Source organism: Pantoea allii, from assembly GCF_002307475.1.
Classification (GTDB): Bacteria; Pseudomonadota; Gammaproteobacteria; order Enterobacterales; family Enterobacteriaceae; genus Pantoea; species Pantoea allii.
Map to the genome: position 1 here is coordinate 43,962 of NZ_NTMH01000034.1, position 26,239 is coordinate 70,200.

A 26,239-nucleotide genomic window follows, 5' to 3' on the forward strand; every position below is an offset into this window, starting at 1 on the left:
ACAATGTATGTGGTGTACCTGAACTATTTTCGGCCCATCGAGGAAGTAGACGCCCTGCTGGCACCCCACATTACGTGGCTGGATCGCTATTTTAACAGCGGCGTATTTATTGCTGCGGGACGTAAAGATCCCCGCACGGGCGGCATGATAATGGTGAAAGATATTGCGCGCGCACGGCTGGATGCGATTCTGGCGGAAGACCCTTTTATCGCTGTTGCCCATTATGAGGTTACAAAGGTCAACGTGACGCGCGCAGCCGATGCGCTTGCGGTGCTAAAAGACCTGTAGCCCTTTTACCCTGAGCCGACAGTCCGGGTTTAACCCCATTGCTCGTCGGTTCAGGTAAAGTCGGACAGCTTCTGACCTGCATTGATCAAGGTTTTCAGCAACATTTGACGCCGTTCTTCGGGTGTATCCCGGCTGACCATAAAACAGATGGCTGCCACCGCCAGATCGTTACGGGCGCGAATCGGCGCAGCCATACAGCAGGTAAAACTCTCTGACAGCCCTTCCGTCATGGAGTAGCCAAGATGTCCCGCCCGATGAATGTCGGCCAGAAAATCCTGCTTATTTAGCACTTTCCCGTTCGCCAGCCGATAATCCTCTTCCGGGATCAGGGACAGAATTGCCTCATCACTCCAGTTGCTCAGCAGCAAGCGACCGGTGGCCGTCCAGGGAATAGGAATTTTAACGCCGATATCCGAGGTTATCTTGAACGGATGTGCATTGCTCTCTGACAGCACCACCGTATATTTATTGCCTTCCAGCATACACAGCTGCACGGTTTCACCATGCTCGGCAACCATCTCGATCATTAACTGATGCGCCCGACGAATCAGGGGATTGTGCGCGATGTAATCCGCACCGTAGTAGTGCATTTCACGACCAAAATAGATACTGCCTTCCGAATCGATTTCGACCAGTCCCGCTTCACTCAACAGATTGACCAGTTCATACACGCTTGAGCGGGGCGCGCCTGTGGCGTCGATCAGTTCACGCATCGCCATGGGCTGGCGGGCAACGTGTAGCTGACGAAAAATAGCGATCACACGGTCCACGCCGCGCGCTCTGGCGGGTTTATCTTCCTGCATACCCTTCTTCTCCTACCGGGATCGTCACGTTGAGGTTAATTGAATACATCATACACAGCCCACTTTGTTTTACCTACGGGCGTGCACGATAACTGTCGTTTTCTTTTTTCGCTTCATGCTATTTATCGGGGCACTAAAAGAGAGCATGCCATAATTATAAAAAGAGATCCTGATCACTATTTATTTAAAACATTTATCATTAATAACAAATATTCGTGAAGCCGATTGTAAAGCACCAAAATAATCCCGGAGCAGGCTATTGCAAAAAAAATAACATTGTGCAAATCTCAACCTATCCGGTATTGCAGATTTAATTCCGGTATACCAGACAAGTTGCAGTGATGATGTTAAGGGCATAAGCATGACAATTAAGCGCTATGGCACAGAAGGCGGTGTCGGTACCGGAGGACAGAAACTGCCTTTCGCTCGCGCCGTAGAAGCCGACGGCTGGCTGTATATCTCCGGGCAGACACCGATGACAGGCGGTGAAGTGGTCGAAGGCGGCATCATTGAGCAGACGCGCCTGGCCTTTGAAAACTGTCTGACCATTATGCGGGAAGCGGGATATCAGATTCAGGACGTGGTGCATGTGACGGCGGTGCTGACCGATGCCCGCTACTTTAGCTCATTTAATAAAGTCTTTAGTGAGCTATTCCATGAAAATCCGCCAGCACGCATTTGCAGCGTGCAAGACCTGGTGGTGGATTGCAAAGTCGAAGTCGATATGACGTGTTTTAATTCAGGCCGGAAATAACATCCTCTTCATGTATAACAGGTGAAAACGCATTCACCCGTCAGAATAAATTGATAATTAAAAAAAGTCCCATCCACATTATTTATTGATGTTGGTGATACCACACTTTTATTTGAGATAATAAACATGAACACGACTTCACACCAAAAGGTATTGACCCTGCTGTTTCCGGCCTTGCTGACGGTTGCCGCTCTTGCCGGTTGTACGCCGACAGAAAAGAAAACGGAAGCCGGTGCCGCGCCGCAGTCTACGCTGCAAACCGTGCTGCAGCGTGGCACGTTGCGGGTCGGTGACTGCCTGAGCTTTGCGCCCTTCGGCTTTTACGATAAAGCCGGTAATCCCGACGGCTACGATGTGGATCTGGCAAAATCCTTAGCGAAATCGATGGGCGTAAAACTGGAAGTGGTTAACACCACCAGCGCGAACCGTATCCCTAATCTGCAAACCAATAAAGTGGATGTCGTGTTCTGTAATTTCACGCGTAACCTGGAGCGCGCCAAAGAGATTGGCTTCACTCAGCCTTACGTGGTGGCCAGCGAAGCAATGTTGGTCCGCAAAGTAAGCGGGATCAAGTCGGCCCACGATATGGCAGGAAAAACCATTGCTACCGTGAAAGGCTCAACCAACGGTGACGAAGTCCGCAGCATGGGGATCGATGTGAAGATCCAGGAATACGATTCCTCTCAGGCGGCGATTCTGGCCGTTAAGCAGGGGCAGGCCGATGCCATGATTGAAGATAATAACTTCCTTGCCTACCAGGCCAAACTCGACCCCACGCTTGAGGTCACCAACGAAGCGCTGGTTCCGCTGGAATACAACGCGTTCGGTGTGAAGCAAGGGGATCAGGTGTGGACGAACTATCTCAACGAATTCCTGTTTGAAATAAACGCGTCAGGTGAGAACGCTCAGCTCTACCAGAAATGGTTTGGCAGTAAGCCTCGCTATCCGCTGAACCCGCAGTTCTGACAGGCGAGGACGCAGGTCATGCCTGCGTCCTGTTGAGGAGGCTTTCTATGAGCTATCAATGGCTGACACTCTGGCAGTATGCCGACACCTTTCTCGCCGCCACCTGGTTAACGCTTCAGGTGACGCTGCTGGCTTTTATGCTGGCGCTGGTGCTGGGATTGCTGGCCGCACTGGCAAAATCTGCGCCTTTTGCCCCCCTGCGCTGGCTAAGCCACGGCTACGTTGAATTTATTCGTAATACTCCCGTGCTGCTGCAAATTTTTATTGTGTTCTTCGGGCTTCCCTCGCTGGGCATCACCATGAGTGCCTTTACGGCGGGCGTACTGGCGCTGGGGATTAACGTCGGTGCCTATCTGGCCGAAATCTTTCGCGCCGGTATTCAGTCGGTACCAAAAGGTCAGCTGGAAGCCGCCTGGGTTCTTGGCATCAGTCGCCGCCAGCGGTTTTTAAACGTGGTGATGCCGCAGGCCGCGCGCGCCGTCTGGCCTGCCATTATCAACAACCTGATTCAGTTGCTGTTGGGCACCTCACTGCTGTCAGCCATCGCGCTGCCGGAGCTGACGGGAACCGCCACGGTCATCAATGCGCGTACGCTGCTCTACATCCAGACATTTAGCGTGGTGGCGTTGGTCTATCTGTTTCTCAGCAACCTGTTTTCCTGGCTGGGCAACGTCGTAGGACGCCATTTGTTTATGCCGCCGCTGGTGGTATCGGTCAAACGGCCCCTCTGGTCGCAGGCGAAAAAAATGTGGTCCCACACGGTTAAACGGGAGCCTGCCCAATGAGCGAACTGATTCTCAGCAGCCTGCCGCTGTTATGGCGTGGTCTGGTTATTACGTTATTGCTGTCGGTGGCCGCCATTGTGGGCAGTACCCTGCTTGGCCTGTTGGCTGCCATTTTGCGCACCAGCCGCCTGCCTGTCGCCCGACAAATTGCCGTGATCTATACCGAGCTGTTTCGCGGCACGCCTGTGCTTATCACGCTCATGTTTATCTACTTTGGCGTGGCTTATTTCGGCTATGACATCAACCTGTTTGCCGCGGGCATTTTGGGATTGAGCATTTATCAGGGTGCCTACATTGCCGAGATTTTTCGTGGCGGTATTGAAGCCGTCCCAAAAGGCCAGTGGGAAGTCTCGTGGATACTTGGGCTCTCCAGGCGGCAGACCTTTACCAGCGTGATTCTGCCGCAAACCCGCGGCATCGTTTTACCCCCGCTGGTCGGTCAGTACCTGTCGCTGATTAAAGATACCTCTATTGTCAGCATGATAGGCATGTCAGAGCTGATGCATCAGGGTCAGGCGATCGTCGACCGTATCGGACAACCCGTCGTGGTTTATGGCCTGGTCTCCCTGCTCTATTTCGTTATCTGTTTTCCGCTTTCCCGCTGGGTCCAGCACCAGCAAACCAGGAACCCGTTATCATGAAAAACGCAGCCATTACCCTGAGTCGGATTAGCAAGTCATTTGGCGCGACGCAAGTCCTGAAAGAGATCAGCCTTGATGTCTCGCCCGGAGAGGTACTGGTGCTGATCGGCGCATCCGGTTCCGGTAAAAGTACCGTATTACGGATCATGAGCGGTCTGGAAAAGGCCGACGGCGGAGAGATTTGGGTTAACGGTGTTCCGCTGCATGACCAAAAACGTAATCGTGATATTTGTGGTCAGGTGGGAATGGTGTTTCAGCAGTTCAACCTGTTTCCCCACAAGACGGCGCTCGGTAATGTCACCCTGGCACTGATAAAAGCACAGAAGCTGTCAACGGCAGAGGCAAACGCACGTGGAATGGCGGCGCTGGAACGCGTCGGACTGGCTGATCGCGCCGATCACTATCCTTCTCAGCTCTCCGGTGGTCAGCAACAACGGGTGGCCATCGCGCGTGCGCTGGCGGTACAGCCCAAAATCATGTTCTTTGATGAAGCCACATCCGCTCTCGATCCCGAATTAGTTGGCGAAGTGATGGAGGTGATGCGCGGGCTGGCGCGTGAGGGCATGACCATGGTGGTAGTGACGCACGAAATGGGATTTGCCCGCAAAACAGCCGATCGCGTTGTTTTTATGGATCAGGGCGTGATTGCTGAACAAGGCACGCCGGACGACATTTTTGTCCATCCGCAGAATCCGCGCACTCAGCAATTTCTGTCACGCGTTCTTGAGCACTAAGGAGCCGCTATGTCTTTACGTTTCCCGCTGGTCGCAGACGCGAAGCTGGATCGCGCGCAGCCCTCGCCCCGTTTTAAATCGGTTGCTGGCGCGGGCGATGCCCCGCTCGAGGCCGGCACCGCCGTGTTGAGCAGCGGGTCGGTGTTTTCGCCCGTCATGGTGATGAAACAGTCCGCACTGGACAATAACCTGCAGCAGTTGGCGCAATTTTGTCAGGAGAAAGGCGTCATGCTGGCCGCCCATGGCAAAACCTCAATGGCACCGGCGGTCTTACGCCGGGCCGTGACGCAGGGCGGTGCCTGGGGGATCAGCGCAGCGACGCCCGCTCAGGTGCGCGCCCTGCGTCATTTTGGTATCCGTAACGTGTTTCTGGCTAACGAATTAGTCGATCCTGCCGGGATTCGCTGGATTGGCGAGTGGCAGCGCCAGCATCCCGATCATGGCTTTCTCTGCTACGTTGACTCACTGGCGGGCATCACATTGCTGGAGCAAAACCTGGGTGATACGGCGATTGCCGTAGTGATTGAAGTGTCCATCCCCGGCGGCAGAACGGGCTGCAGAACCGCCGAGGAGGCGCTGGCCATTGCTGAACGCCTCGCCCAAAGCCGCCATCTTCATCTTGTCGGTGTGGCAGGCTATGAAGGCGCGCTCGGTGCCGCGCGGGACGCCGCTGGTGTGGCATTAGTTCGGCACTACTGCCATGTGATGCTGGAGTGCGCCAGAAGGCTGGCTGAACGCCAGTTGTTCCATAGCAATACGATTCTGCTCAGCGCCGGTGGTGGAGCATGGTTTGATGTGGTGACAGAATGCTTTACCCAGGCCGTGCTGCCGCTGCCGGTTCAGCCCTTAATTCGCTCGGGTGCCTACATGGCACACGATAGCGGGCTTTATGCGCGTATTGCGCCTTTTGCCCAGCCCGGCGCTGACCACCATTTTGCGGCGGCGCTGGAGATCTGGGGACGCGTTCTTTCCCGTCCTGAACCCGGTCTGGCGCTGCTGGATTTCGGCAGACGAGATGTCCCTTTCGATCAGGATTTACCGATCCCCTTGTGGATTCGCCAGGCTGATGGCACCGCGCCGCGATCCGGCACCCATTTGCACATCAGTGAGGTTAACGATCAACATGCCTATTTACGCTTACCCAATGATGAGCCGCTGATGCCAGGCGACTGGGTGGGATGCGGCATTTCTCATCCGTGCACGGCGTTTGATAAATGGCGTTATCTTCCCCTGGTGGATGATGAATACCGGGTGGTGGACAGTGTAGAGACGGCGTTCTGACTGCCACGGACACCTGTGGCTAACGCACGTCCTTCCCTGGGGTTTTGATGTCAGCGGTGGCCCCATCGCAAAACGGGCGACCCATAAGGATCGCCCGTTGATACCGTTACGCCGCGTACGTTAGCCTTCGTGCAGGCCGCACTCGCGTTTCAGGCCAAAGAAGCGCGTTTCTTCTTCTGCCATGCCTGGCTCCCACTTGCGCGTGGTGTGCGTATCGCCTACCGACAAATAACCCTCATCCCACAGCGGATGGTATTTCAGGTTGTGGGTTTGCAGATACTGATGAATCTGACGGTTATCCCAGTCAATAATCGGCAGCACTTTAAACACGCCGCGCTGCACGCCCAGTACCGGCAGGCTGGCACGGCTGCCTGACTGATCGCGTCGCAGGCCCGCAAACCAGGTTTGTGCGCCCAGCGTTTCCAGCGCCCGGTTCATCGGTTCAACTTTGTTGATCTGGTTATACTGCTCAATGCCATCAACCCCTTGCTCCCACAGCTTACCGTAGCGAGCCTCCTGCCACGCGGGAGAGGTTTCTGCCCGGAACACCTGCAGATTAAGGTTAAGCTGGTCGGCCAGCTCATCAATAAAGCGGTAGGTTTCTGGAAACAGATAGCCGGTATCGGTGAGGATGACCGGAATATCGGGTTGCACGCGCGTCACCAGATGCAGCGACACCGCAGCCTGAATGCCAAAGCTGGAGGAGAGCACATAAGCACCCGGCAGGTTTTCCAGCGCCCAACTCACCCGCTCTTCTGCGGTGGCTTTTTCCAGTTGAGCGTTTGTCGCGGCCAGCGCCATCGCGCGCTGGACTTTCGACATTTCATTCAGTGCTGCCAGATCGATACTCATTTTGCCTCCTGCCAGAAGTCGCGCGCAGGGTCCAGTACCGGCGTAACGATGCCCGCACGGATAACAAAGTCACCAAAGCCTTCTGCGGCCTCGCGCTCTTTTGCCCAGCGACCTACCAGCTCATCAAGTGTGGCGAGAATGTCACTTTCCGTAATATTTTCGCGATACATACGTGGAATGCGCGTTCCAATACGGTTACCCCCGATGTGCAGGTTGTAACGACCCGGCGCTTTCCCCACCAGGCCCACTTCTGCCAGCATCGCACGCCCACAACCGTTCGGACAACCGGTAACGCGTAACACTATGTGCTCTTCGCCTACGCCATGGTTGTGCATGATCTCTTCGACTTTCGTCACGAAAGACGGAAGGAAACGTTCAGCTTCCGCCATCGCCAGCGGACAGGTTGGAAACGACACACAGGCCATCGAGTTTTCGCGCTGGGCCGTCACGTTTTCCATCAGGCCATGTTCGCGGGCAATCGCTTCAATCTGTGCTTTTTGGCTTTCCGGCACGCCTGCCACAATCAGGTTCTGATTGGCGGTCAGACGGAAATCGCCCTGATGAATGTTGGCGATTTCGGCTACGCCGCTTTTTAACGGACGGCCCGGATAATCCAGCAGACGACCGTTTTCGATAAACAGTGTCAGATGCCACTTGTTATCGATGCCCTTGATCCAGCCAATGCGATCGCCACGAGTCGTAAATTCGTAAGGGCGCGTTGGCGCAAACGTCACGCCGGCGCGTTTTTCGACTTCCGCCTTAAACGTTTCTACGCCTACGCGTTCCAGGGTGTATTTGGTTTTGGCGTTTTTACGATCGGTACGGTTACCCCAGTCACGCTGTGTCGTCACCACGGCCGCCGCCACGTCCAGGATCTTATCCACCGGGAAGTAGCCAAATTCGCTGGCGGTACGGGCATAGGTGGCTTTGTTGCCGTGCTCAATGGACAAACCACCGCCCACCAGCAGGTTAAAGCCGACCAGCTTGCCGTTTTCCGCAATCGCGATGAAGTTCAGATCGTTAGCGTGCAGATCCACATCGTTATGTGGCGGGATCACCACCGTGGTTTTAAACTTACGCGGCAAATAGGTTTCACCCAGGATCGGTTCCTGGTCGGTGGTTGCGACTTTTTCCTGATCCCACCAGATCTCTGCATAGGCGCGGGTTTGCGGCAGCAGATGTTCTGACAGTTTTTTTGCCCACTCGTAGGCTTCCTGATGCAACTCAGACTCCACGGGGTTCGAGGTGCACAGGACGTTACGGTTAACGTCGTTCGCGGTCGCCAGCGCATCCAGCCCCACTTCGTGCAGCATCTGGTGCGTTGGCTTCACGTTCTTCTTCAGAATACCGTGAAACTGGAAAGTCTGACGGTTGGTCAAGCGGATGCTGCCGTAAAGGGTTTTATCGGTGGCAAATTTATCGATCGCCAGCCACTGTGTTGGCGTGATAATCCCGCCCGGCAGGCGGCAGCGCAACATCATCGCATGACGAGGCTCAAGCTTTTGCTCCGCACGTTCAGCGCGAATATCGCGGTCATCCTGCTGGTACATGCCGTGAAAACGGATAAGCAGAAAGTTATCGCCGCTGAACCCTCCGGTCAGACCATCATCAAGATCCTCAACGATAGTACCGCGCAGGTAGTTGCTCTCTTTTTTTAATCGCTCAGCGTCAGTCAGTTTGCCTTCAACCACCAGCGGTCCAGGGTATTTTTCAGTCATTAGTAAACGTCTCGCTGATAACGGCGCTCAATGCGCAGCTCACTTAAAAATTCATCAGCCGTTTCACGATCCATAGCACCGTGCTCGACCACCACATCCAGTAATGCCTGCTCTACGTCTTTTGCCATACGGTTGGCATCACCACAGACGTAAAGGTGCGCGCCTTCTTCAATCCAGCGCCACACTTCCGCACCACGGGCGCGGATTTTATCTTGTACGTATATCTTCTCTGCCTGATCGCGCGACCACGCCAGATCGATATGGGTTAACAGGCCATCTTTGACATATTTCTGCCATTCAACCTGATACAGGAAATCATCGGTAAAGTGTGGGTTACCAAAGAATAGCCAGTTTTTACCGCCGGCACCGTCATTATCGCGCTGCTGCATAAAGGCGCGGAACGGGGCAATCCCGGTGCCCGGCCCAATCATGATGACCGGTGCATCCGGGTTGGCGGGCAGGCGGAAGTTATCATTGTGTTCGATGAACACGCGCACCTCGCCCTCTTCTTCAATGCGATCCGCCAGCCAGGTGGACGCGCCGCCGCCGCGCTGACGTCCTTCAATATCAAAGCGAACGGCACCGACGGTGATATGTACTTCGGTATCGGTTTCGGCCTGAGAAGAGGCAATAGAATAGAGGCGCGGCGTTAACGGACGCAGTAAGCCGGATAACTGTTCTGCACTCAGCTGCGCGGGAGCCAGGCGAACCATATCAACAATCGGATAGCGTTGCGCATACTGCTGCAGTTTGGCTTTGTCATCCACCAGCGACAGCAGTTCGTCGTTACGTGCTAAGGCTGCGTACTGCGCCACGATTTGCGCGGTGTTAACCGTTAGCTCAAAATGTTTCTGCAGCGCCTCTGCCAATGGCAGCGTCTGGCCCTGCACCTCAACCGGCTCATCGCCTTTCAACCACACCAGTTCAAGCAACTCGTTAACCAGTGCAGCGTCATTTTCGTACCAGACGCCCAGCGCATCACCGGGCTGGTAGCGTAATCCTGAATCACCCAGATCGATTTCGATATGACGCACGTCTTTATCCGAATCGCGCCCGGTAATTTTCTGGTTAACCGCCAGGCTGGCACTAAGCGGCTGCTCTTTGGTGTAAGGGCTGGTGAAGACGTCGTTCACACTGCCAGCAACGGTGGCCACACTCTGCGCCGGGGACGCGGTTGGGACGCGTTCTTTCAGTACCGCAGTGATTGCCGTACGCCAGGCGCTGGCCTGCTCAGCATATTCGACATCGGCATCGACCCGGTCCAGCAGGCGCTCAGCGCCCAACTCAGCCAGGCGGTTGTCAAAATCTTTGCCCGCTTTGCTGAAGAATTCATACGATGTGTCGCCAAGACCAAACACGGCAAAGGCCGCGCCGTCCAGTTTGGGCGCTTTTTTAGACATCAGGAATTTGTGCAGCGCAACGGCCTCTTCCGGCGGTTCGCCTTCGCCCTGGGTCGAGGTCACGACGATCAGGATTTTTTCCTGACCAATCTGCTTGAATTTAAAGTCGCCCGCGTTGACCAGATTCACGGTCAGTTTTGCCGCCTGCAGGTCATCGCGAAGCTGCTCGGCCACCCGGCGGGCATTACCCGTTTGTGAGGCAGAAAGCAGCGTAATGGCCGGAGCTTCAGCCTGCGCAGGGGCGCTGGCAACCGCCTGACCCGGCGTTTGATTGACCATGCCCCAGAAATAGCCGGAGAGCCAGGCCAGCTGGGTGGTGGAAAAATCTGTCGTTGCTGCCTGTAAACGAGCAAGTTGCTCCGGAGAGAGCGGAAGCATTGAACCTGGTGCCTGAGTCGTCATCGCGATAAAAATTCCAGTAGCAGAAGTCCGGACCGAATAGTAGCGGAAGAGAAGAAAGGGTACAGGGAGCTATATTAACGATTAAATACGCCTTCGACATATCAAATAACCAAAATGACTAAATGGTTTTTCAGATAAAATTAATCGTTAAAAGTGGTAACGACAGGGTGAGTTAACAAACTCAGCTAATCATACTGTCGGTAGGACGTTCCGACTGGTTATCGCGCTAAAGGGATGGCATAAAGACAGGAAAACCGCCACGGAGTGACGACAGATGCCAGACAGTATCACAGCATTACCGGCTGCATTGGCAGAGCAGAGTCTGGAAAAACTTGGCTTCAGTTCGCCTCCTGCCCCTGACGAGGCCGGACTGAGCACGCTTTATCGCGCCTGGTGCCAGTCCGTGCCCTTTGATAACCTTCGCCGACGTCTCATCACAGAAGACGACCGCGCCCTTCCCCTGCCAGGTAGCACGGCCAGCGACTTTTTCACCCACTGGTTAACCTTTGGCACAGGCGGTACCTGCTGGGCTGGCCACGGCGCGTTGTATGCCCTGCTCGCGTATTTGGGTTTTCACGTGCAGTTTGGCCTTTCCACCATGCTGTCTCCGCGTCCGGCACCCGTGGGTTCTCCCGGTCATGGCATGTTGATTGTTAAGCTGGATGGACGCACGCTGGTGGTTGACAGCACGCTGCTCCACGGCGATCCGCTTCCGCTGGAGGCCCGGCTGAACCCGCATCCCGTCTGGGGCACCCGCGTCCATCAGCATGATGGCAGTTGGTGCATACACTGGAAGCCGCTGGGTCGGGCATGGCTCGACTGTAAAATTCTGGCAACCGACCTCTCCGCTGACGCGTTCCAGTCACGTCATCAACAAAGCCGGAGCAACAGCCGCTTTGACGGTGCCCTGCTGATTCGCCGCGCTAACGGCGAGACGATCACGGGAATCGTGAAGGGAGAGCAGGTCATCCGGGATCGCCAGGGAAAAGAAAGCGTTACGCCGCTGTCACGTTCAGAGCAGCACCGGCTGCTGATTGAGGAGTACGGCATCGCGGAAGCCCTCGTCGCGCGACTTCCGGCTGACGATCCGGCACATCGCTGAGCGCTTTTTAAGGAAAGTGGGATACGCGTTTTACCATTCTGGCTTAATCGTCGTTAAACGGCGCTTAGCGGATGCGAAAAACCGCCTTTTCAGGTAGAATTCAGCGGTTTTTAATGCCTGAGAGCGATTATGTCTACCACGTTATTTAAAGAGTTCCAGTTCGAAGCCGCGCACCATTTACCCAATGTGCCGGCAGGACACAAATGCGGCCGTTTGCACGGTCACTCATTCCTTGTTCGTCTGGAAATTACCGGTGAAGTGGATGCGCATACCGGCTGGGTCATGGATTTTGCAGAGCTGAAAGCGGCGTTTAAACCCCTCTATGACAGGCTCGATCACTACTATCTGAATGAGATCCCTGGGCTGGAGAATCCCACCAGTGAAGTTCTGGCGAAATGGATTTGGGATCACATGAAGCCTCGTCTGCCGCTGCTGAGCGCGGTGATGATCAAAGAAACCTGCACCGCAGGCTGCACCTATCGCGGTTAATCCGCTTCGCTACGGCCGCTCAGGGTCGATCGCCCGTATCTTCACCTGTTGATCGGCCTGCTGCCGCCTTTCCAGCGCGGCGTCATGTTAACGGTCTGGCGGCCAAAGGCCGCCAGCGTTTCATCAGGCAATATTCAGATATTTATGGGTCTGCATCGACAGTCGCCAGTTGCGCGCAATGCAGGTTTCAATACACAGCTTTGTTGCCTCATCTTTGCGACTAATCGGCTGCAGCGCAATGATGCGTGCTTTGCTGTCGTGGATGCCTGCCAGCAAATCGTCTAAGGCATCCACATCACGTTGCCGGGCAACCGGGTGCTTAATTTCATCCGCACGGCTCAGGGCCTGTGCCAGGACGTCATAGCCGCCACGCATGTTTACCTTGGGTGAAACGGTCACCCAGGTGGCGTCAGCGCAGTGGATTTCGTGGGTCCCGCTGGTTTCAATCTGACACTGGAATCCCGCCGCCTCAAGTGATGCAGTCAGCGGACGCAAATCATAGATAGCCGGTTCACCGCCGGTGATCACCACATGGCGAGCCGTCCAGCCCTGTTGTTGTATGCTGCTCAGAAGCATCGCCGCATCGGCATTGCCCCAGGCATCGCTTTCCACCGTTTTGACCAGAATATCGCCTAATGATGTTTCCCGATCCGCCTGTTTTTCCCAGGTGTGCTTGGTGTCGCACCAACTGCATCCTACCGGACATCCCTGTAAGCGGATGAAAATAGCCGGCACGCCGGTGTAATAACCTTCGCCTTGCAGCGTCTGGAACATTTCGTTAATCGGGTACTGCATAATGGTCTCTTTGGTTTTTTCAAAACGCGATTATCGCAGAACACCGGGTTGAGATCATGTCAGGTGATGCGAAAGGGCGCGAGCTGTTCGGCACGCGCCAGCACGCAGGTCAGCAGAGGGCTGTGTTCAGCAGCCCGTTCAGACGGACAGATCCACCCAGACCGCCGCATGATCCGAGGCGGCATTAACCTCTTTTTTCAGTTCGGGATAGGTTTCCCACTTTACCGGACGCACGCCAGGCCACATCCCTTTGCGCCATACACCGCCCTTCTCTACCTTTTTCCACAGCGCGGGCGACAGCAAAATATAGTCAATCTTGTTGCTGGCAGTGCAGCCGCCCCAGGTCCCCGGATAACCGCCGTTATCAAACTTTTCATGGGTGAAGATATCTTTCAGATCGGTTTCTTTCAGCAGCGGCGACAATGCATCACTGTCCGGCGTATCGTTAAAGTCGCCGGTGATGGCAATCAGCGTTTGCCCCTCTTTGATGCGTTGCTGATAAATCGCTTTCACCCGTTCGGCCTGCTGCTTGCGGCGGGCATCGGAACTGGCTTTAGCGCCGTAGCCTTTACTCTTAAAATGGTTAACCAGCACGTGCAGAGTTTGGCCATCGGCCAGCGGAATCGCAAATTCGGGACAGTCACGAGAGAAAATCAGGTTGCCCTGTTTATCTTTATCATCAACGTGGCTGCGGATGGTGTCGATGGCAAAGCCTGCCGCGGTCATCAGTCCGACATCGATTCCCCGCTCATCGTTGCCGTCAATCACCATGACATGATCAAAAGGCGTTCCCTGGCGGGCCGGCAGCATGGCGTTGTTGAATTCCAGCAGGGCGGGACGGCTTTCTGCCTCCACCACGGTCAGGATATCCGCGTGAAGGTCAATCATGACCTGTGCCGTTAACCCCATGGCAATTTCGTCTACCGGCGCGCGGCGCAACTCCAGCGAACCCACCCAATCGGCACGGCCTGCGGCAATAATTTTTATTCCGCTGTTGTCTGTCGGTCGGGTCAACAGTTTGCCCCGGTTACGCCGGAGAATAACAAAGGGCCCGGTGTCGGACGTTTGCAGGCCAAGTGCATCCATCAATTCGACCATCTGTTTTTTGTCCGCGTCGCTGTATTCCACCTGTCCCAGCAGGGCATTAAGTTGGGCAAATTTTTCCAGCGTCGGTTTGCCCACTCGCCATTCATTCTGGTTCATTGCTCTGGCGCGATCGAACAGGTTTTCAACGTTATAAGAAGCAAGTCTCATGCGTATCCCCTTTCAGGCAGTCATAAATGTGAACCTGAAAGCACCCGCAGACGCGCTTCAGGCAAGCGGCAAGGTGCATTGTCTGTTACAGGCGCACGGTGCTCGTCGTTCAGTGTCGATGGGTTTTGTGAAGAATGGATGTAAACAGCATAGACGTCGCGGAAAAATGTGAGGTGAGCGGCAAAACCTGTGGGCATAAAAAAACCCGCCAGCATGGGCGGGTTTTATCAGAAGTCAGAAGCAGTAAACTTACTGGCCTTTCACTTCTTTCAGACCGTTGAACGGGGCTTTTGCACCCAGCGCTTCTTCGATACGGATCAGCTGGTTGTACTTCGCAACACGGTCAGAGCGGCTCATTGAACCGGTTTTGATCTGGCCTGCAGCTGTACCGACCGCCAGGTCAGCGATGGTCGCATCTTCCGTTTCACCTGAACGGTGAGAGATCACAGCGGTATAGCCTGCATCTTTCGCCATTTTAATCGCAGCCAGGGTTTCGGTCAGAGAACCGATCTGGTTGAATTTGATCAGGATGGAGTTAGCGATACCTTTGTCGATACCTTCTTTCAGAATCTTGGTATTAGTGACGAACAGGTCGTCGCCCACCAGCTGGATTTTATCGCCCAGCACTTTAGTCTGGTAGGCGAAGCCATCCCAGTCAGATTCGTCCAGGCCATCTTCGATAGAAACGATCGGATACTGCTTGGTCAGATCTTCCAGGAAGTGGGTGAACTCTTCTGACGTGAACGCTTTACCGCCTTCACCCGCCAGAACGTATTTGCCATCTTTGTAGAACTCAGAAGCCGCACAGTCCATAGCCAGGGTAATGTCTTTACCCAGCTCATAACCTGCTGCTTTTACCGCTTCCGCGATAACAGCCAGCGCTTCGGCGTTAGAACCCAGGTTTGGCGCATAGCCACCTTCGTCACCTACCGCCGTGCTCATGCCTTTGCTTTTCAGCACTTTTGCCAGGTTGTGGAACACTTCAGAACCCATACGGATCGCTTCTTTCACGTTTGAAGCGCCAACCGGCTGAATCATGAATTCCTGGATGTCGACGTTGTTGTCGGCATGTTCGCCGCCGTTGATGATGTTCATCATTGGCAGAGGCATAGAGTATTTGCCTGGGGTGCCGTTCAGTTCAGCGATGTGCTCATACAACGCCTGACCTTTAGAGGCCGCTGCCGCTTTCGCTGCAGCCAGTGATACGGCCAGAATGGCGTTAGCACCGAAGTTAGATTTGTTCTCAGTACCGTCCAGGTCGATCATGATTTTATCGATGTTCGCCTGATCTTTCGCGTCTTTGCCTTTTACCGCTTCAGCAATCGGACCGTTAACCGCAGCAACGGCTTTGGTTACGCCTTTGCCCAGGAAACGGGATTTGTCACCGTCACGCAGTTCCAGTGCTTCACGAGAACCGGTAGATGCACCTGATGGTGCCGCAGCCAGACCAACGAAACCACCTTCCAGGTGAACTTCTGCTTCAACAGTTGGGTTGCCACGTGAGTCGATAATTTCGCGACCGATGACTTTTACGATTTTGGCCATTACGATTTTCCTCAGTACAAGTTAGTCAATTCTAAGACAAACAACGCGCGAAAAGTTCGCGCGTTGTTCGTTAAACTTATTTCGCTAAACGCTTCTGATGCTCATGTGCTGCCTTCACAAACCCGGCAAACAACGGATGACCATCGCGTGGCGTCGATGTGAACTCGGGATGGAACTGGCAAGCAATAAACCACGGATGATTGGGGATCTCAATGATCTCAACCAATTGATCATCACCAGACCGGCCCGCCACACGTAAACCCGCTGCCTCGATTTGCTTCAGCAGCATGTTGTTCACTTCATAGCGGTGACGATGGCGCTCAACAATGGTGTCAGAACCGTACAGCTGGCGAACCTTACTTTCCGGGTTTAGCTGACACTGCTGGCTGCCGAGGCGCATGGTGCCGCCCAGATCGCTCTGTTCAGTACGCACTTCCACATTGCCTTCTTCGTCACGCCATTCGGTGATCAGTGCGACCACCGGATACTTACAGTCTGGCACAAATTCTGTAGAGTTTGCGCCTGCCATACCGGCAACGTTACGGGCGAACTCCATCAAGGCCACCTGCATGCCGAGACAGATGCCAAGATAAGGCACGTTGTTTTCACGCGCATATTTCGCGGTCATCAACTTGCCTTCTACGCCACGATAGCCAAAACCACCGGGGATCAGAATGGCATCTAAATCTTTCAGCAATTCGACACCACGGGTTTCAACATCCTGTGAGTCAATCAGCTTGATATTCACGGTCACGCGATTTTTCAGACCGCCGTGCTTCAGCGCTTCTATAACAGATTTATAAGCGTCCGGCAGTTCGACATATTTGCCCACCATGCCGATGGTGACTTCGCCGCCTGGATTGGCTTCTTCATAAATCACCTGCTCCCACTCCGCCAGATTGGCTTCCGGGGCGTTCAGGTTGAAACGCTTACAGATATAGTCATCCAGGCCCTGCGATTTCAGCATGCCCGGGATTTTGTAAATCGAATCGACGTCTTTCAGCGAGATAACGGCTTTTTCCGGCACGTTACAGAACAGCGCAATTTTGCCACGCTCATTCGCTGGCACCGCGCGATCGGAACGGCAGATGAGAACGTCAGGCTGAATACCGATGGAGAGCAGCTCTTTAACAGAGTGCTGCGTTGGCTTGGTTTTCACCTCGCCCGCCGCGGCCATGTAAGGCACCAGCGTCAGGTGCATGTACATCGTGTGCTCGCGGCCCACATCCACCGCCATCTGACGAATCGCTTCCAGGAACGGCAAGGATTCGATATCACCCACCGTGCCACCGATTTCGACCAGCACGACATCATGACCTTCGCCGCCTTCAAGAATGCGCTCTTTGATCGCATTCGTAATGTGAGGGATAACCTGAATGGTGGCACCAAGATAGTCACCGCGACGCTCTTTGCGCAGGACTTCTGAGTAGATACGACCCGTGGTGAAATTGTTGCGGCGCGACATTTTAGTGCGGATGAAGCGCTCGTAGTGACCCAAATCCAGATCGGTTTCGGCACCGTCGTCGGTGACGAACACTTCACCATGCTGAGTTGGGCTCATGGTACCCGGATCGACGTTGATGTACGGGTCCAGTTTCATGATGGTCACATTCAGACCACGCGCTTCAAGAATGGCTGCGAGGGAGGCTGCGGCAATGCCTTTACCCAGAGAGGAAACGACCCCGCCGGTCACAAAAATATAATTCGTTGTCATGCTGAACCTGAGAGTTTAGGTTTAAAGACGGTGGAATAACCAGGACGGGAAAACAGTATACTGGAAACCGCTATCAGCCACAATTGGTGAATCACATCCATCTCCCAACGCATTGCTGCGGGTAACATAGCGGATAGCGGTAAACAAAATTTTGACCTGCGTCACAAATCTGGTGTCAGGCTGAATCGAGTAAGCTCAAGAGAGCAATTTATGCTCGCTGCTGGAATAATCAGCTTTTTTCCTTCGCCTTAACCTGTTGCCAGGCGGCTTCCATTTGCGCCAGGGTGGCGCCCGGCATCGTCAGGCCCTGCGCGGTGATAATGGCTTCTACCGCACGGAAACGGCGCTCAAACTTGTCATTGGCTTTCTGCAGCGCCGTTTCGGCCTTGCTGCCCAGATGACGGGAAAGATTTACGGTAGCAAACAGCAGATCGCCAATCTCTTCTTCCAGCTTTTGTGGATCAATCACGCTTTGCTGTGCCTCATGCATCACTTCGTCGATCTCTTCGTGCACCTTATCGACCACCGGGCCAAGCGTGGTCCAGTCAAAGCCCACGTTGTGGCATCGCTTTTGAATTTTATGGGCGCGCATCAGTGCAGGGAGCGCTTTCGGAATATCGTCCAGCGCGGAGTGCTGCGCTTTTTCTGCCCGTTCGGCGCTTTTAATCGCTTCCCAGTTTTTCAACACCTCCGCACTGCTCTCTGCCGTGCCCTCTGCGAAGATATGCGGATGACGGCGCTCCAGCTTGTCACTGATGGCGTGACAAATATCATCAAAGTTAAAACGCCCCTGCTCCTGCGCCATCTGAGCATAAAACACCACCTGGAAAAGCAAATCGCCCAGCTCGCCGCGGAGATCTTCAAAGTCTTCACGCTGGATAGCATCCAGCACTTCATAGGTTTCTTCCAGCGTGTAAGGCGCAATAGTGGCAAAGGTCTGCTCGCGATCCCACGGGCAGCCCTGCTGCGGATCGCGCAGGGTTTTCATAATGCCCAGCAGGCGATCAATAGAGGTCATATGGCAATCCTTCAGGTGTTCAGTTGGCGTAACAGCGGTGATAAAAGCAGCCAGGCGCACGTCAGAAAGCACGTGCGCCGGATAACAGAAGTTTAGTGCAGACGTCGGGCATCAATAATATCCGGCACCTGGTTCAGGCGAGACAGGACGCGCCCCAGCACCTGATGATTATAAATTTCAATATCCATATCAATGGTGGCTAACTGTTTTTTCGTATCGCTACGGCTTGAAACCCCCAGCACGTTCACCTTTTCATTGGCGAGGATGGTGGTGATATCGCGTAACAGCCCGCTACGATCGTTGGCCGTGACTCTCACGACCAGCGAATAGCCGCTGGAATAGCTTTCGCCCCACACCGCATCCACGATGCGCTCAGGCGCGGTGGAAATCAGCTCAGACAGCTGATCGCAGTCGGCGCGGTGAATCGAAATGCCGCGTCCGTGGGTGATAAATCCGACGATATCATCGCCCGGAATCGGCTGACAACAGCGTGCAATGTGGTGCATCAGGTTGCCAACGCCTTCCACCACTACGCGACCGCTCTCTTTGCGTGAGGTGGGCGCGTGCGATTTTTGTGTAAGCTGACGCAGGGCTTCGCGGTCTTGCTCTTCGGCAGTCGGCTTATTGAGCTTCGCCTGCAGGAAATTCACCATCTGGTGCAGGCGAATATCACCGCCGCCAATAGCGGCCAACAGCTCGTCCAGCGAGGTGACGTTATAGCGCGGCAGCAGCAGCTTCTCGGCCTCACGCAGGCTGATATCCATCTGGTTCAGCTCGTTATCCAGAATCTGGCGGCCAGCCAGGATGTTTTTATCCCGATCCTGTTTACGGAACCAGTTATGAATTTTGGCGCGACCACGGCTGGTGGTGATGAATCCCAGGTTCGGGTTCAGCCAGTCACGGCTCGGGTTCGGCTGTTTTTGGGTAATGACTTCAACCTGATCGCCCATCTGCAGTTGATAGGTGAAGGGCACGATGCGCCCACCAATCTTCGCGCCGATGCAGCGATGACCGATATCGCTGTGAATATGGTAAGCAAAATCCAGTGGCGTAGAACCCGCCGGTAAATCCACCACATCCCCTTTTGGTGTAAAGACATACACGCGGTCGTCAAACACCTGACTGCGCACCTCTTCCAGCAGCTCGCCGGAATCCGCCATCTCTTCCTGCCATGTGATCAGCTTACGCAGCCAGGCAATGCGCTCTTCGTGACCTGCCGCCCCGCGCGCATGGCTGGACGACGGGCCCTCTTTGTATTTCCAGTGCGCGGCCACGCCCAGCTCTGCATCTTCATGCATCTGACGGGTACGGATCTGGATCTCGACGGTTTTGCCCTCAGGCCCCAATACCACGGTGTGGATCGACTGATAGCCATTGGGCTTGGGATTTGCTACATAGTCGTCAAACTCATTGGGCAGATGGCGATACAGCGTATGCACCGTGCCCAGTGCGCCATAACAGTCCTGCAGCCGCTCGGCAACGATACGTACCGCGCGCACATCAAAGAGTTCATCAAACGCCAGCGACTTCTTCTGCATCTTGCGCCAGATGCTGTAAATATGCTTTGGACGGCCGTACACTTCTGCCCGCACGCCCTCTTTTGCCATCTCTTTACGCAGATTATTAACAAAGTTTTCGATGTACTGCTCACGGTCAATGCGGCGCTCATGCAGCAGCTTAGCAATGCGTTTGTACTCATCAGGATGCAGGTAGCGGAAGCAGTAATCTTCCAGCTCCCACTTAAGCTGCCCAATGCCCAGGCGATTCGCCAGCGGTGCATAAATGTTGGTGCTTTCTTTCGCTGCCAGTACGCGCTCATCTTCCGGCGCGTCTTTGACTTCACGCAGGTTCATGATGCGCTCAGCCAGCTTCAGCACGACGCAGCGGAAATCTTCCACCATGGCCAGCAGCATGCGGCGGACGTTATCCACCTGCTCGGAGGCCATGGAGTCGTTATGAATGGCTTTCAGCTGACGGATGGCGTCCATATCACGAACGCCGTGCACCAGCGAAACGATGCCTTTGCCGACGGTTTTTTCCAGCTCTTCTTCGCTGACCACTTCGTCATTAGCAAGGGGGAAAATCAACGCGGCGCACAGGCTTTCGATGTCCATGCTGAGCATCGAGAGGATTTCCACCATCTCGATACCGCGCCACAGCAGTAGCGACTGGTGAGGATGCCCCTGAGTCTGCGCTTCACAATAGCGCCAGGTTTCAGCAAGACGATCACAGGATTGCGGGTTAGCAACGCCAAGGCTGGCGATCCACTGGTCAAGGGCAAACTCCCCTTCCGTATTTAAATGTGCACTTCTAACCGCAACCATATCCTCTCCTGCACAGCGCCCCTGCCGGACACTTATATTTTTTTTCTGAACAGCACCATGGATTCGAGATGACGGGTATGAGGAAACATATCCAGCATCACGACCCTTTCCAATTGGTAACCCGCCGACAGCAAGGTGCTACTGTCACGTGCGAGTGTCACAGGATTACAAGATACATAGACCACGCGTTCTGGCGATAATTTTACGACATGTGCCATAACACCTGCCGCCCCAGCGCGTGCCGGATCGAGTAATACCTTGTTAAAGCCCTGCATAGCCCAGGGCTGATGCGAAACATCTTCTTCCAGATTGTGCTGAAAAAATCTGACGTTTTTAAGATTATTCACGTCAGCATTATACGCTGCCTGTTGCACTAATGCTGCAACGCCCTCCACACCTACGGCACGTTGTACCGATTTTCCTACAGGAAGCGTAAAGTTTCCCATGCCACAAAACAGATCCAGAACCCGATCTTCAGGTTGTAAATCAAGCCATTCGATGGCCTTCGCCACCATCTGCTGGTTGACCGCATCATTGACCTGAATAAAATCCTGTGGACTGAAGATTAGCTCAAGCTGGTGAGAATGATAAAATGGTCGCTGTTCGCTAAATCCGCGCAGCGTCTCACTTCCATCATCCAGAAACAGCATCAGTTGGTGCTGATGCGAAAAACGTTCCAGTTTTGCTATATCGTCGGAGCTTAATGCATCCAGATGGCGCAGTAGCAGCACTGAGCCATTGTCAGCCTGCACCAGTTCAACATGTCCTAACCGTTTGACAGCATTAAGCATGGTGAGACAATTGCGCAGCGGAATAATTAGCGCTTCAAGTTGGGGCACCATAACAGGGCATTGCTGAATATCGACCAGATCGTTGGTGGATTCCTGGCGAAACCCCATCAGTAACTGCTGACTTTTGTTATGCCATTGTAAACCAAGGCGGGCGCGACGGCGGTAGCCCCAGGTGGGCCCGGCAATAATGTCATCAACCGCCACGGGCTGGTTCGCGGCCTGGGTCAGCATGCGCGCCAGCGCACGCGATTTACTCTGCTGCTGCAACGCTTCATCAGCATGTTGCTGCTGACAGCCACCACAGCGGCTAAAATGAGGACAGCGTGGCTCAACCCGTGACGCGCTGCGGCTGAGCAGGCGCACCGTTTTCGCTCTGGCAAACTGGCGTTTGTCCTCCAGCAGGCTTACCTCCGCCTCTTCGCCAGGCAGCGCACCCGTGACAAACAGGGTTTTCCCTTTGTGCCGGGCCACGCCCTGACCAAACGGGTCGAGGTCTTCAATGGTGACGGTGATCCGTTGTTTGGTCGTCACGCGCTGTTTTGCGGAGTAAAATTGCGCCATAGTGTGGTTCTTTCTCTTTTAGATTCGATGTGCATAAGGTTCAGCGGATGCACAGGGACGTCAATGCCGGACAGCAGGCGACTATTATGACCAAATACAGCCTGCGGGCGCGAATGATGATTTTAATTTTGGCCCCTACGTTGATGGTAGGTTTGCTGCTCAGCTCATTTTTTGTGGTGCATCGCTACAACGAGCTACAGCGACAGGTCATTGAGGCGGGTGCCAATATCATTGAACCGCTGGCAATCTCCACCGAATACAGCATGACGTGGCACAATCGTGACGCGCTACGTGAACTGGTTAGTTTACTGCATCGCCGCCATTCCGGGATCGTTCGTGCCATCTCCGTCTTTGACGACAATAATCAGCTCTACGTCACCTCCAACAACAATCAAAACCTCAGTCTGGAATCAAAACAGGCTATTCGCGCGCTTCCTGACGATGTTTCCATCGAAGGCAGCGGCAACCTGCTGATTTTACGTAAGCCGATAACGTCTGAGCGTTACGCCGTTGACGAGCTACCGGAACAGGATGCCAAACCCGCAGGCAATCCTCTGGGCTACGTGGCGATAGAACTGGATCTGCAATCCGTGCGCTTACAGCAATACCGGGAAGTCTTTATTGCCACCCTGATGCTGTTGTTCTGCCTGTGCATTGCCATGCTGTTTGCCTACCGCCTGATGCGGGATGTCACCGGCCCTATCCGTAATATGGTCAGTACCGTTGACCGCATTCGCCGTGGGCAGTTAGACAGTCGGGTGGAAGGTCATATGCTCGGCGAGTTGAGTATCCTGAAAAACGGGATCAACGCCATGGCAATGTCGCTCACCGCTTATCACGAAGAGATGCAGCACAATATTGACCAGGCCACCTGGGATCTGCGGGAAACGCTGGAGCAACTGGAGATTCAGAACGTCGAGCTGGATCTGGCCAAGAAGCGGGCGCAGGAAGCCGCCCGTATCAAATCCGAGTTTCTGGCAAATATGTCTCATGAGCTGCGTACGCCGCTCAATGGCGTGCTGGGCTTTACCCGACAGATGCTGAAAACGCCGCTGCGCACTACTCAACGCGACTACATGCTGACCATTGAGCGCTCGGCCAATAACCTGCTGTCCATCATTAATGACGTGCTTGATTTTTCCAAGCTGGAAGCCGGCAAGCTGATGCTGGAGTCCATTCCCTTCCCGTTGCGCGCCACCCTGGATGAAACCCTGGTTTTACTGGCTCCCTCAGCCCATGAAAAAGGGCTGGAGCTGACCGTGGTGTGCAATAACAGCGTGCCGGATAACGTTATCGGTGATGCGCTTCGCCTGCAGCAAATTCTGATCAACCTGATGGGAAATGCGATTAAATTCACCGAAAAAGGCACGATTAATTTACGCGTAGATCAACACACCATCACGGCGACCCATGTCGAGCTGGAGATTCAGGTTCGCGACACCGGCATTGGCATTTCCGAAGAGCAGCAGGCGCAGTTGTTTCAGGCATTTCGCCAGGCGGATGCCAGTATTTCTCGCCGCCACGGTGGATCGGGGCTGGGGCTGGTGATCACCCAAAAGCTGGTGCGGGAAATGAACGGGGAGATTACTTTCGTCAGCCGCCAGAATCACGGCTCTACCTTTTGGGTGCGCGTTAAGCTCGACCTCAACCCCAATGCACCGAGTATGCCGCGGGTACTGGATGCGCTGTCGAATACGCGCATGGCCTATGTTGAAGCCAACCCAGATGTTGCCAGCGCGGTGGTGGAAATTTTAGCTGCGACGCCGTTGCAGGTTGAGCACAGCTTAACGCTGGAAGGCCTGAGCCAGCCACGCTATCCCATTCTGTTGATGGCAATGCCGGTCAACGCCAGCCAACCGCAGGTGCTTGAGGACAGGCTGATCCATTCCCTGCTGGAAAGCGCGGATCTGGTCATTATGGCGCTGCCGAGCCCGATGATGTTACTGGCCGATGAGCTGAAAGTGCGCGGTATTGATGGCTGTATCACGAAACCCGTCTCGCAAACGCGCCTGCTGCCGATGCTGCTGGAGCTGCACGCGCGTCACAGCAATGAAATGTCCGCTTCGCCGCGCCTGCCGCTGACCGTGATGGCCGTGGACGACAATCCTGCTAACCTGAAGCTGATCGGGGCGCTGCTCGAAGAACAGGTACAACACATCGTACTGTGTAATAACGCCGAGCAGGCTATTCGCGTCGCCCACCGGCAAGCGTTGGACGTCATTTTAATGGATATACAAATGCCGGATATCGATGGCATCCGCGCCAGTGAGATCATCCGCACGCTACCAAACCATGCAGCCACGCCGATAGTTGCCGTTACCGCTCATGCTATTGATGGTGAACGCGAGCATCTGATCAGGGCAGGAATGAACGACTATCTTGCCAAGCCAATTGATGAAAACAAGCTCGCTCAGGTTCTGGCGCGTTATATGCCAAGCCCGACCACCACAGTGCCAGAGCTGCCCCAAATATTGCCAACGCTCGACTGGAAGCTGGCATTACGCCAGGCAGCAAATAAACCGGACCTGGCACGGGATTTACTACGAATGCTGCTGGAGTTTTTACCGGAAGTGCACGGTAAAATGGCGCAGGCCATGGCCGACAATGACGCGATCGCCTTACGCGAGATCATTCATAAACTTCACGGCAGCGCCAGTTACAGCGGCGTGCCACGGATGAAACAGCTGTGTCGTAAGCTTGAGAAAGAGCTTCATCAGGCCAGTGATATCGAAGCGCTGGAGCCAGAACTCCTGGAGCTTCAGGATGAAATGGAGAACGTCGCCACGCAGGCACGGCGCATACTCTCCATGCCTTAATCAGTAAAGGGTGATGATACGACGGCCCTGCCACTGTTGCATGGCGGGGCCGTAAAAACGTTTAGTGAAAACCGGCGATTTTCATCGTAGCGGCCACATTTCGCGCAGTGAGCCGGACATTATTTTCTGCCCCTTTCAGGGCCTCATCCAGCGAGCAAATACGGTAAAGCACGCTAAACACCGCATCTAAGCCATGCTGATGTACCACACCGACATCGTCAGTCAGGCTGCCAGCAATCCCTATCACCGGAATATTAAAACGCTTGGCGACGTTGGCGACGCCAATGGGCACTTTGCCATTGATACTCTGGCTATCGATGCGTCCCTCGCCGGTGATGACCAGGTCGGCGTCTTTTACCTGTTCTTCCAGTCCCAGTGCTTCGGTAACAATCTCAATCCCGCGACGTAGCTCCGCCTGACAAAAAGCATGCAGTGCAGCGCCCATACCACCGGCTGCGCCGCCGCCACTGACCTGCAGCACATCAATGCCCAAATCACGCTGAATAATGGCGGCGTAGTGCGTCAGTGCCCGATCCAGTTGCTCAACCAACTCGGGCGTCGCGCCCTTCTGTGGACCAAAAATCGCTGAGGCACCATGAGCGCCCGTCAACGTATTGGTGACGTCACAGGCCACTTCAAAGCGGCAGTGACGGATACGGCTGTCCAGCCCGCTAACATCAATGCTTGCCAGCTCGGGCAAGGCACCGCCGCCCTGACCAATTTGCTTGTCCTGCTTATCCAGCAAGCGGGCGCCCAGCGCCTGCATCATACCTGCACCGCCGTCATTGGTGGCACTGCCACCAATGCCAATAATGATATGTTTAACGCCTTTATCCAGCGCATTTTTAATCAGCTCTCCTGTACCAAACGAGGTGGTGATCAGGGGATCGCGCTGCGCTGCCGGTACCAGCTCCAGGCCGCTGGCCGCCGCCATTTCGATGTAGGCGGTATCTTCATTACCCGATAAACCATAAAACGCCTCAACGGGTTCACCCAGCGGACCGGTTACCGTTAACCTGACCCTTTTTCCCTGCGTCGCGGCCACCATCGCTTCAACCGTACCTTCGCCACCATCAGCGACCGGTATTTTCACATAATGGGCATCGGGGAAAACCTCACGGAATCCCGCTTCGATTGCCGATGCCACTTCCAGGGCAGAAAGACTTTCTTTATATGAATCCGGTGCGATTACGATTTTCATAGGCA

Annotated in this window: 22 protein-coding genes; 10 read left to right on the forward strand and 12 right to left on the reverse strand. The window is 54.5% G+C overall.

All coding sequences use genetic code 11. The features are described from left to right. The first annotated feature begins 3 nt into the window (after window positions 1–3). Entirely contained in the window at window positions 4–288 is a 285-nt protein-coding gene (locus tag CMR03_RS13355; RefSeq protein WP_096011734.1) for a YciI family protein, read from the forward strand. Between the two features lie 50 nt (window positions 289–338). On the opposite strand, the gene CMR03_RS13360 is transcribed toward CMR03_RS13355, so the two are convergent. Further along, window positions 339–1,091 carry an IclR family transcriptional regulator gene (locus tag CMR03_RS13360; protein WP_096011735.1) on the reverse strand — a complete coding sequence of 251 codons (753 nt, stop codon included), beginning with the start codon at window positions 1,089–1,091 and terminating at the stop codon, window positions 339–341. A gap of 361 nt (window positions 1,092–1,452) precedes the next feature. Between CMR03_RS13360 and CMR03_RS13365 the strand changes: the two genes are divergently transcribed. The 6 genes from CMR03_RS13365 (at window position 1,453) to CMR03_RS13390 (ending at window position 6,252) form a co-directional block, all read left to right on the forward strand. Further along, on the forward strand, window positions 1,453–1,845 hold the full coding sequence (locus CMR03_RS13365) for a RidA family protein (RefSeq protein ID WP_096011736.1): 393 nt from the start codon (window positions 1,453–1,455) through the stop codon (window positions 1,843–1,845). Between the two features lie 126 nt (window positions 1,846–1,971). Next, on the forward strand, window positions 1,972–2,811 hold the full coding sequence (locus tag CMR03_RS13370) for an ABC transporter substrate-binding protein (RefSeq protein ID WP_063880740.1): 840 nt from the start codon (window positions 1,972–1,974) through the stop codon (window positions 2,809–2,811). 47 nt (window positions 2,812–2,858) lie between these two features. Further along, on the forward strand, window positions 2,859–3,596 hold the full coding sequence (locus CMR03_RS13375) for an amino acid ABC transporter permease (RefSeq protein WP_096011737.1): 738 nt from the start codon (window positions 2,859–2,861) through the stop codon (window positions 3,594–3,596). After that, window positions 3,593–4,237, forward strand: a complete 645-nt coding sequence (locus tag CMR03_RS13380) for an amino acid ABC transporter permease (protein ID WP_096011738.1) — start codon at window positions 3,593–3,595, stop codon at window positions 4,235–4,237. Before CMR03_RS13375 ends, CMR03_RS13380 begins: the two co-directional genes overlap by 4 nt. After that, window positions 4,234–4,971 (forward strand): amino acid ABC transporter ATP-binding protein, encoded by a 738-nt coding sequence (locus tag CMR03_RS13385; protein ID WP_096011739.1) that lies wholly within the window; start codon window positions 4,234–4,236, stop codon window positions 4,969–4,971. Before CMR03_RS13380 ends, CMR03_RS13385 begins: the two co-directional genes overlap by 4 nt. A 9-nt stretch (window positions 4,972–4,980) precedes the next feature. Further along, complete coding sequence (locus CMR03_RS13390; protein WP_096011740.1) at window positions 4,981–6,252, forward strand: alanine racemase; 1,272 nt, start codon at window positions 4,981–4,983, stop codon at window positions 6,250–6,252. 120 nt (window positions 6,253–6,372) lie between these two features. Here CMR03_RS13390 and CMR03_RS13395 read toward each other — a convergent pair whose 3' ends face one another. From CMR03_RS13395 to cysJ, 3 genes are read right to left on the reverse strand one after another with little or no spacing between them, the layout of a single operon-like run. Beyond that, on the reverse strand, window positions 6,373–7,104 hold the full coding sequence (locus tag CMR03_RS13395) for a phosphoadenosine phosphosulfate reductase (protein ID WP_096011741.1): 732 nt from the start codon (window positions 7,102–7,104) through the stop codon (window positions 6,373–6,375). Beyond that, window positions 7,101–8,822, reverse strand: a complete 1,722-nt coding sequence (cysI, locus tag CMR03_RS13400; protein WP_063880746.1) for an assimilatory sulfite reductase (NADPH) hemoprotein subunit — start codon at window positions 8,820–8,822, stop codon at window positions 7,101–7,103. Before cysI ends, CMR03_RS13395 begins: the two co-directional genes overlap by 4 nt. Further along, window positions 8,822–10,624: an NADPH-dependent assimilatory sulfite reductase flavoprotein subunit gene (gene cysJ / locus CMR03_RS13405; protein ID WP_096011742.1), complete on the reverse strand. Its 1,803-nt coding sequence runs from the start codon at window positions 10,622–10,624 to the stop codon at window positions 8,822–8,824. The genes cysI and cysJ overlap by 1 nt, the downstream gene beginning before the upstream one ends. 274 nt (window positions 10,625–10,898) lie before the next feature. Between cysJ and CMR03_RS13410 the strand changes: the two genes are divergently transcribed. Then, window positions 10,899–11,726 carry an arylamine N-acetyltransferase family protein gene (locus CMR03_RS13410; RefSeq protein ID WP_096011743.1) on the forward strand — a complete coding sequence of 276 codons (828 nt, stop codon included), beginning with the start codon at window positions 10,899–10,901 and terminating at the stop codon, window positions 11,724–11,726. 129 nt (window positions 11,727–11,855) lie between these two features. After that, the gene (queD, locus tag CMR03_RS13415) at window positions 11,856–12,215 is read left to right on the forward strand and encodes a 6-carboxytetrahydropterin synthase QueD (RefSeq protein WP_063880749.1); all 360 of its coding nucleotides are present in this window, start codon (window positions 11,856–11,858) and stop codon (window positions 12,213–12,215) included. 123 nt (window positions 12,216–12,338) lie between these two features. Here queD and queE read toward each other — a convergent pair whose 3' ends face one another. From queE to rlmD, 7 genes are all read right to left on the reverse strand, one after another. After that, window positions 12,339–13,010, reverse strand: a complete 672-nt coding sequence (gene queE / locus CMR03_RS13420) for a 7-carboxy-7-deazaguanine synthase QueE (protein WP_096011744.1) — start codon at window positions 13,008–13,010, stop codon at window positions 12,339–12,341. Window positions 13,011–13,148: 138 nt separating this feature from the next. Next, the gene (locus CMR03_RS13425) at window positions 13,149–14,264 is read right to left on the reverse strand and encodes an endonuclease/exonuclease/phosphatase family protein (RefSeq protein WP_063880751.1); all 1,116 of its coding nucleotides are present in this window, start codon (window positions 14,262–14,264) and stop codon (window positions 13,149–13,151) included. 249 nt (window positions 14,265–14,513) lie between these two features. Continuing rightward, complete coding sequence (eno, locus tag CMR03_RS13430; RefSeq protein WP_063880752.1) at window positions 14,514–15,809, reverse strand: phosphopyruvate hydratase; 1,296 nt, start codon at window positions 15,807–15,809, stop codon at window positions 14,514–14,516. Between the two features lie 76 nt (window positions 15,810–15,885). After that, complete coding sequence (gene pyrG / locus CMR03_RS13435; protein WP_063880753.1) at window positions 15,886–17,523, reverse strand: glutamine hydrolyzing CTP synthase; 1,638 nt, start codon at window positions 17,521–17,523, stop codon at window positions 15,886–15,888. A gap of 229 nt (window positions 17,524–17,752) precedes the next feature. Next, window positions 17,753–18,541 (reverse strand): nucleoside triphosphate pyrophosphohydrolase, encoded by a 789-nt coding sequence (gene mazG, locus CMR03_RS13440; protein ID WP_063880754.1) that lies wholly within the window; start codon window positions 18,539–18,541, stop codon window positions 17,753–17,755. A gap of 92 nt (window positions 18,542–18,633) precedes the next feature. Then, a complete protein-coding gene (gene relA, locus CMR03_RS13445) occupies window positions 18,634–20,865 on the reverse strand; it encodes a GTP diphosphokinase (protein WP_063880755.1) in 2,232 nt (743 codons plus the stop codon). 32 nt (window positions 20,866–20,897) lie between these two features. Then, entirely contained in the window at window positions 20,898–22,217 is a 1,320-nt protein-coding gene (gene rlmD, locus CMR03_RS13450; protein WP_063880756.1) for a 23S rRNA (uracil(1939)-C(5))-methyltransferase RlmD, read from the reverse strand. 86 nt (window positions 22,218–22,303) lie between these two features. Between rlmD and barA the strand changes: the two genes are divergently transcribed. Beyond that, the gene (gene barA / locus CMR03_RS13455; protein ID WP_063880757.1) at window positions 22,304–25,033 is read left to right on the forward strand and encodes a two-component sensor histidine kinase BarA; all 2,730 of its coding nucleotides are present in this window, start codon (window positions 22,304–22,306) and stop codon (window positions 25,031–25,033) included. Window positions 25,034–25,094: 61 nt separating this feature from the next. On the opposite strand, the gene CMR03_RS13460 is transcribed toward barA, so the two are convergent. Continuing rightward, the gene (locus tag CMR03_RS13460) at window positions 25,095–26,234 is read right to left on the reverse strand and encodes a glycerate kinase (RefSeq protein ID WP_096011745.1); all 1,140 of its coding nucleotides are present in this window, start codon (window positions 26,232–26,234) and stop codon (window positions 25,095–25,097) included. Between the last annotated feature and the right edge of the window lie 5 nt (window positions 26,235–26,239).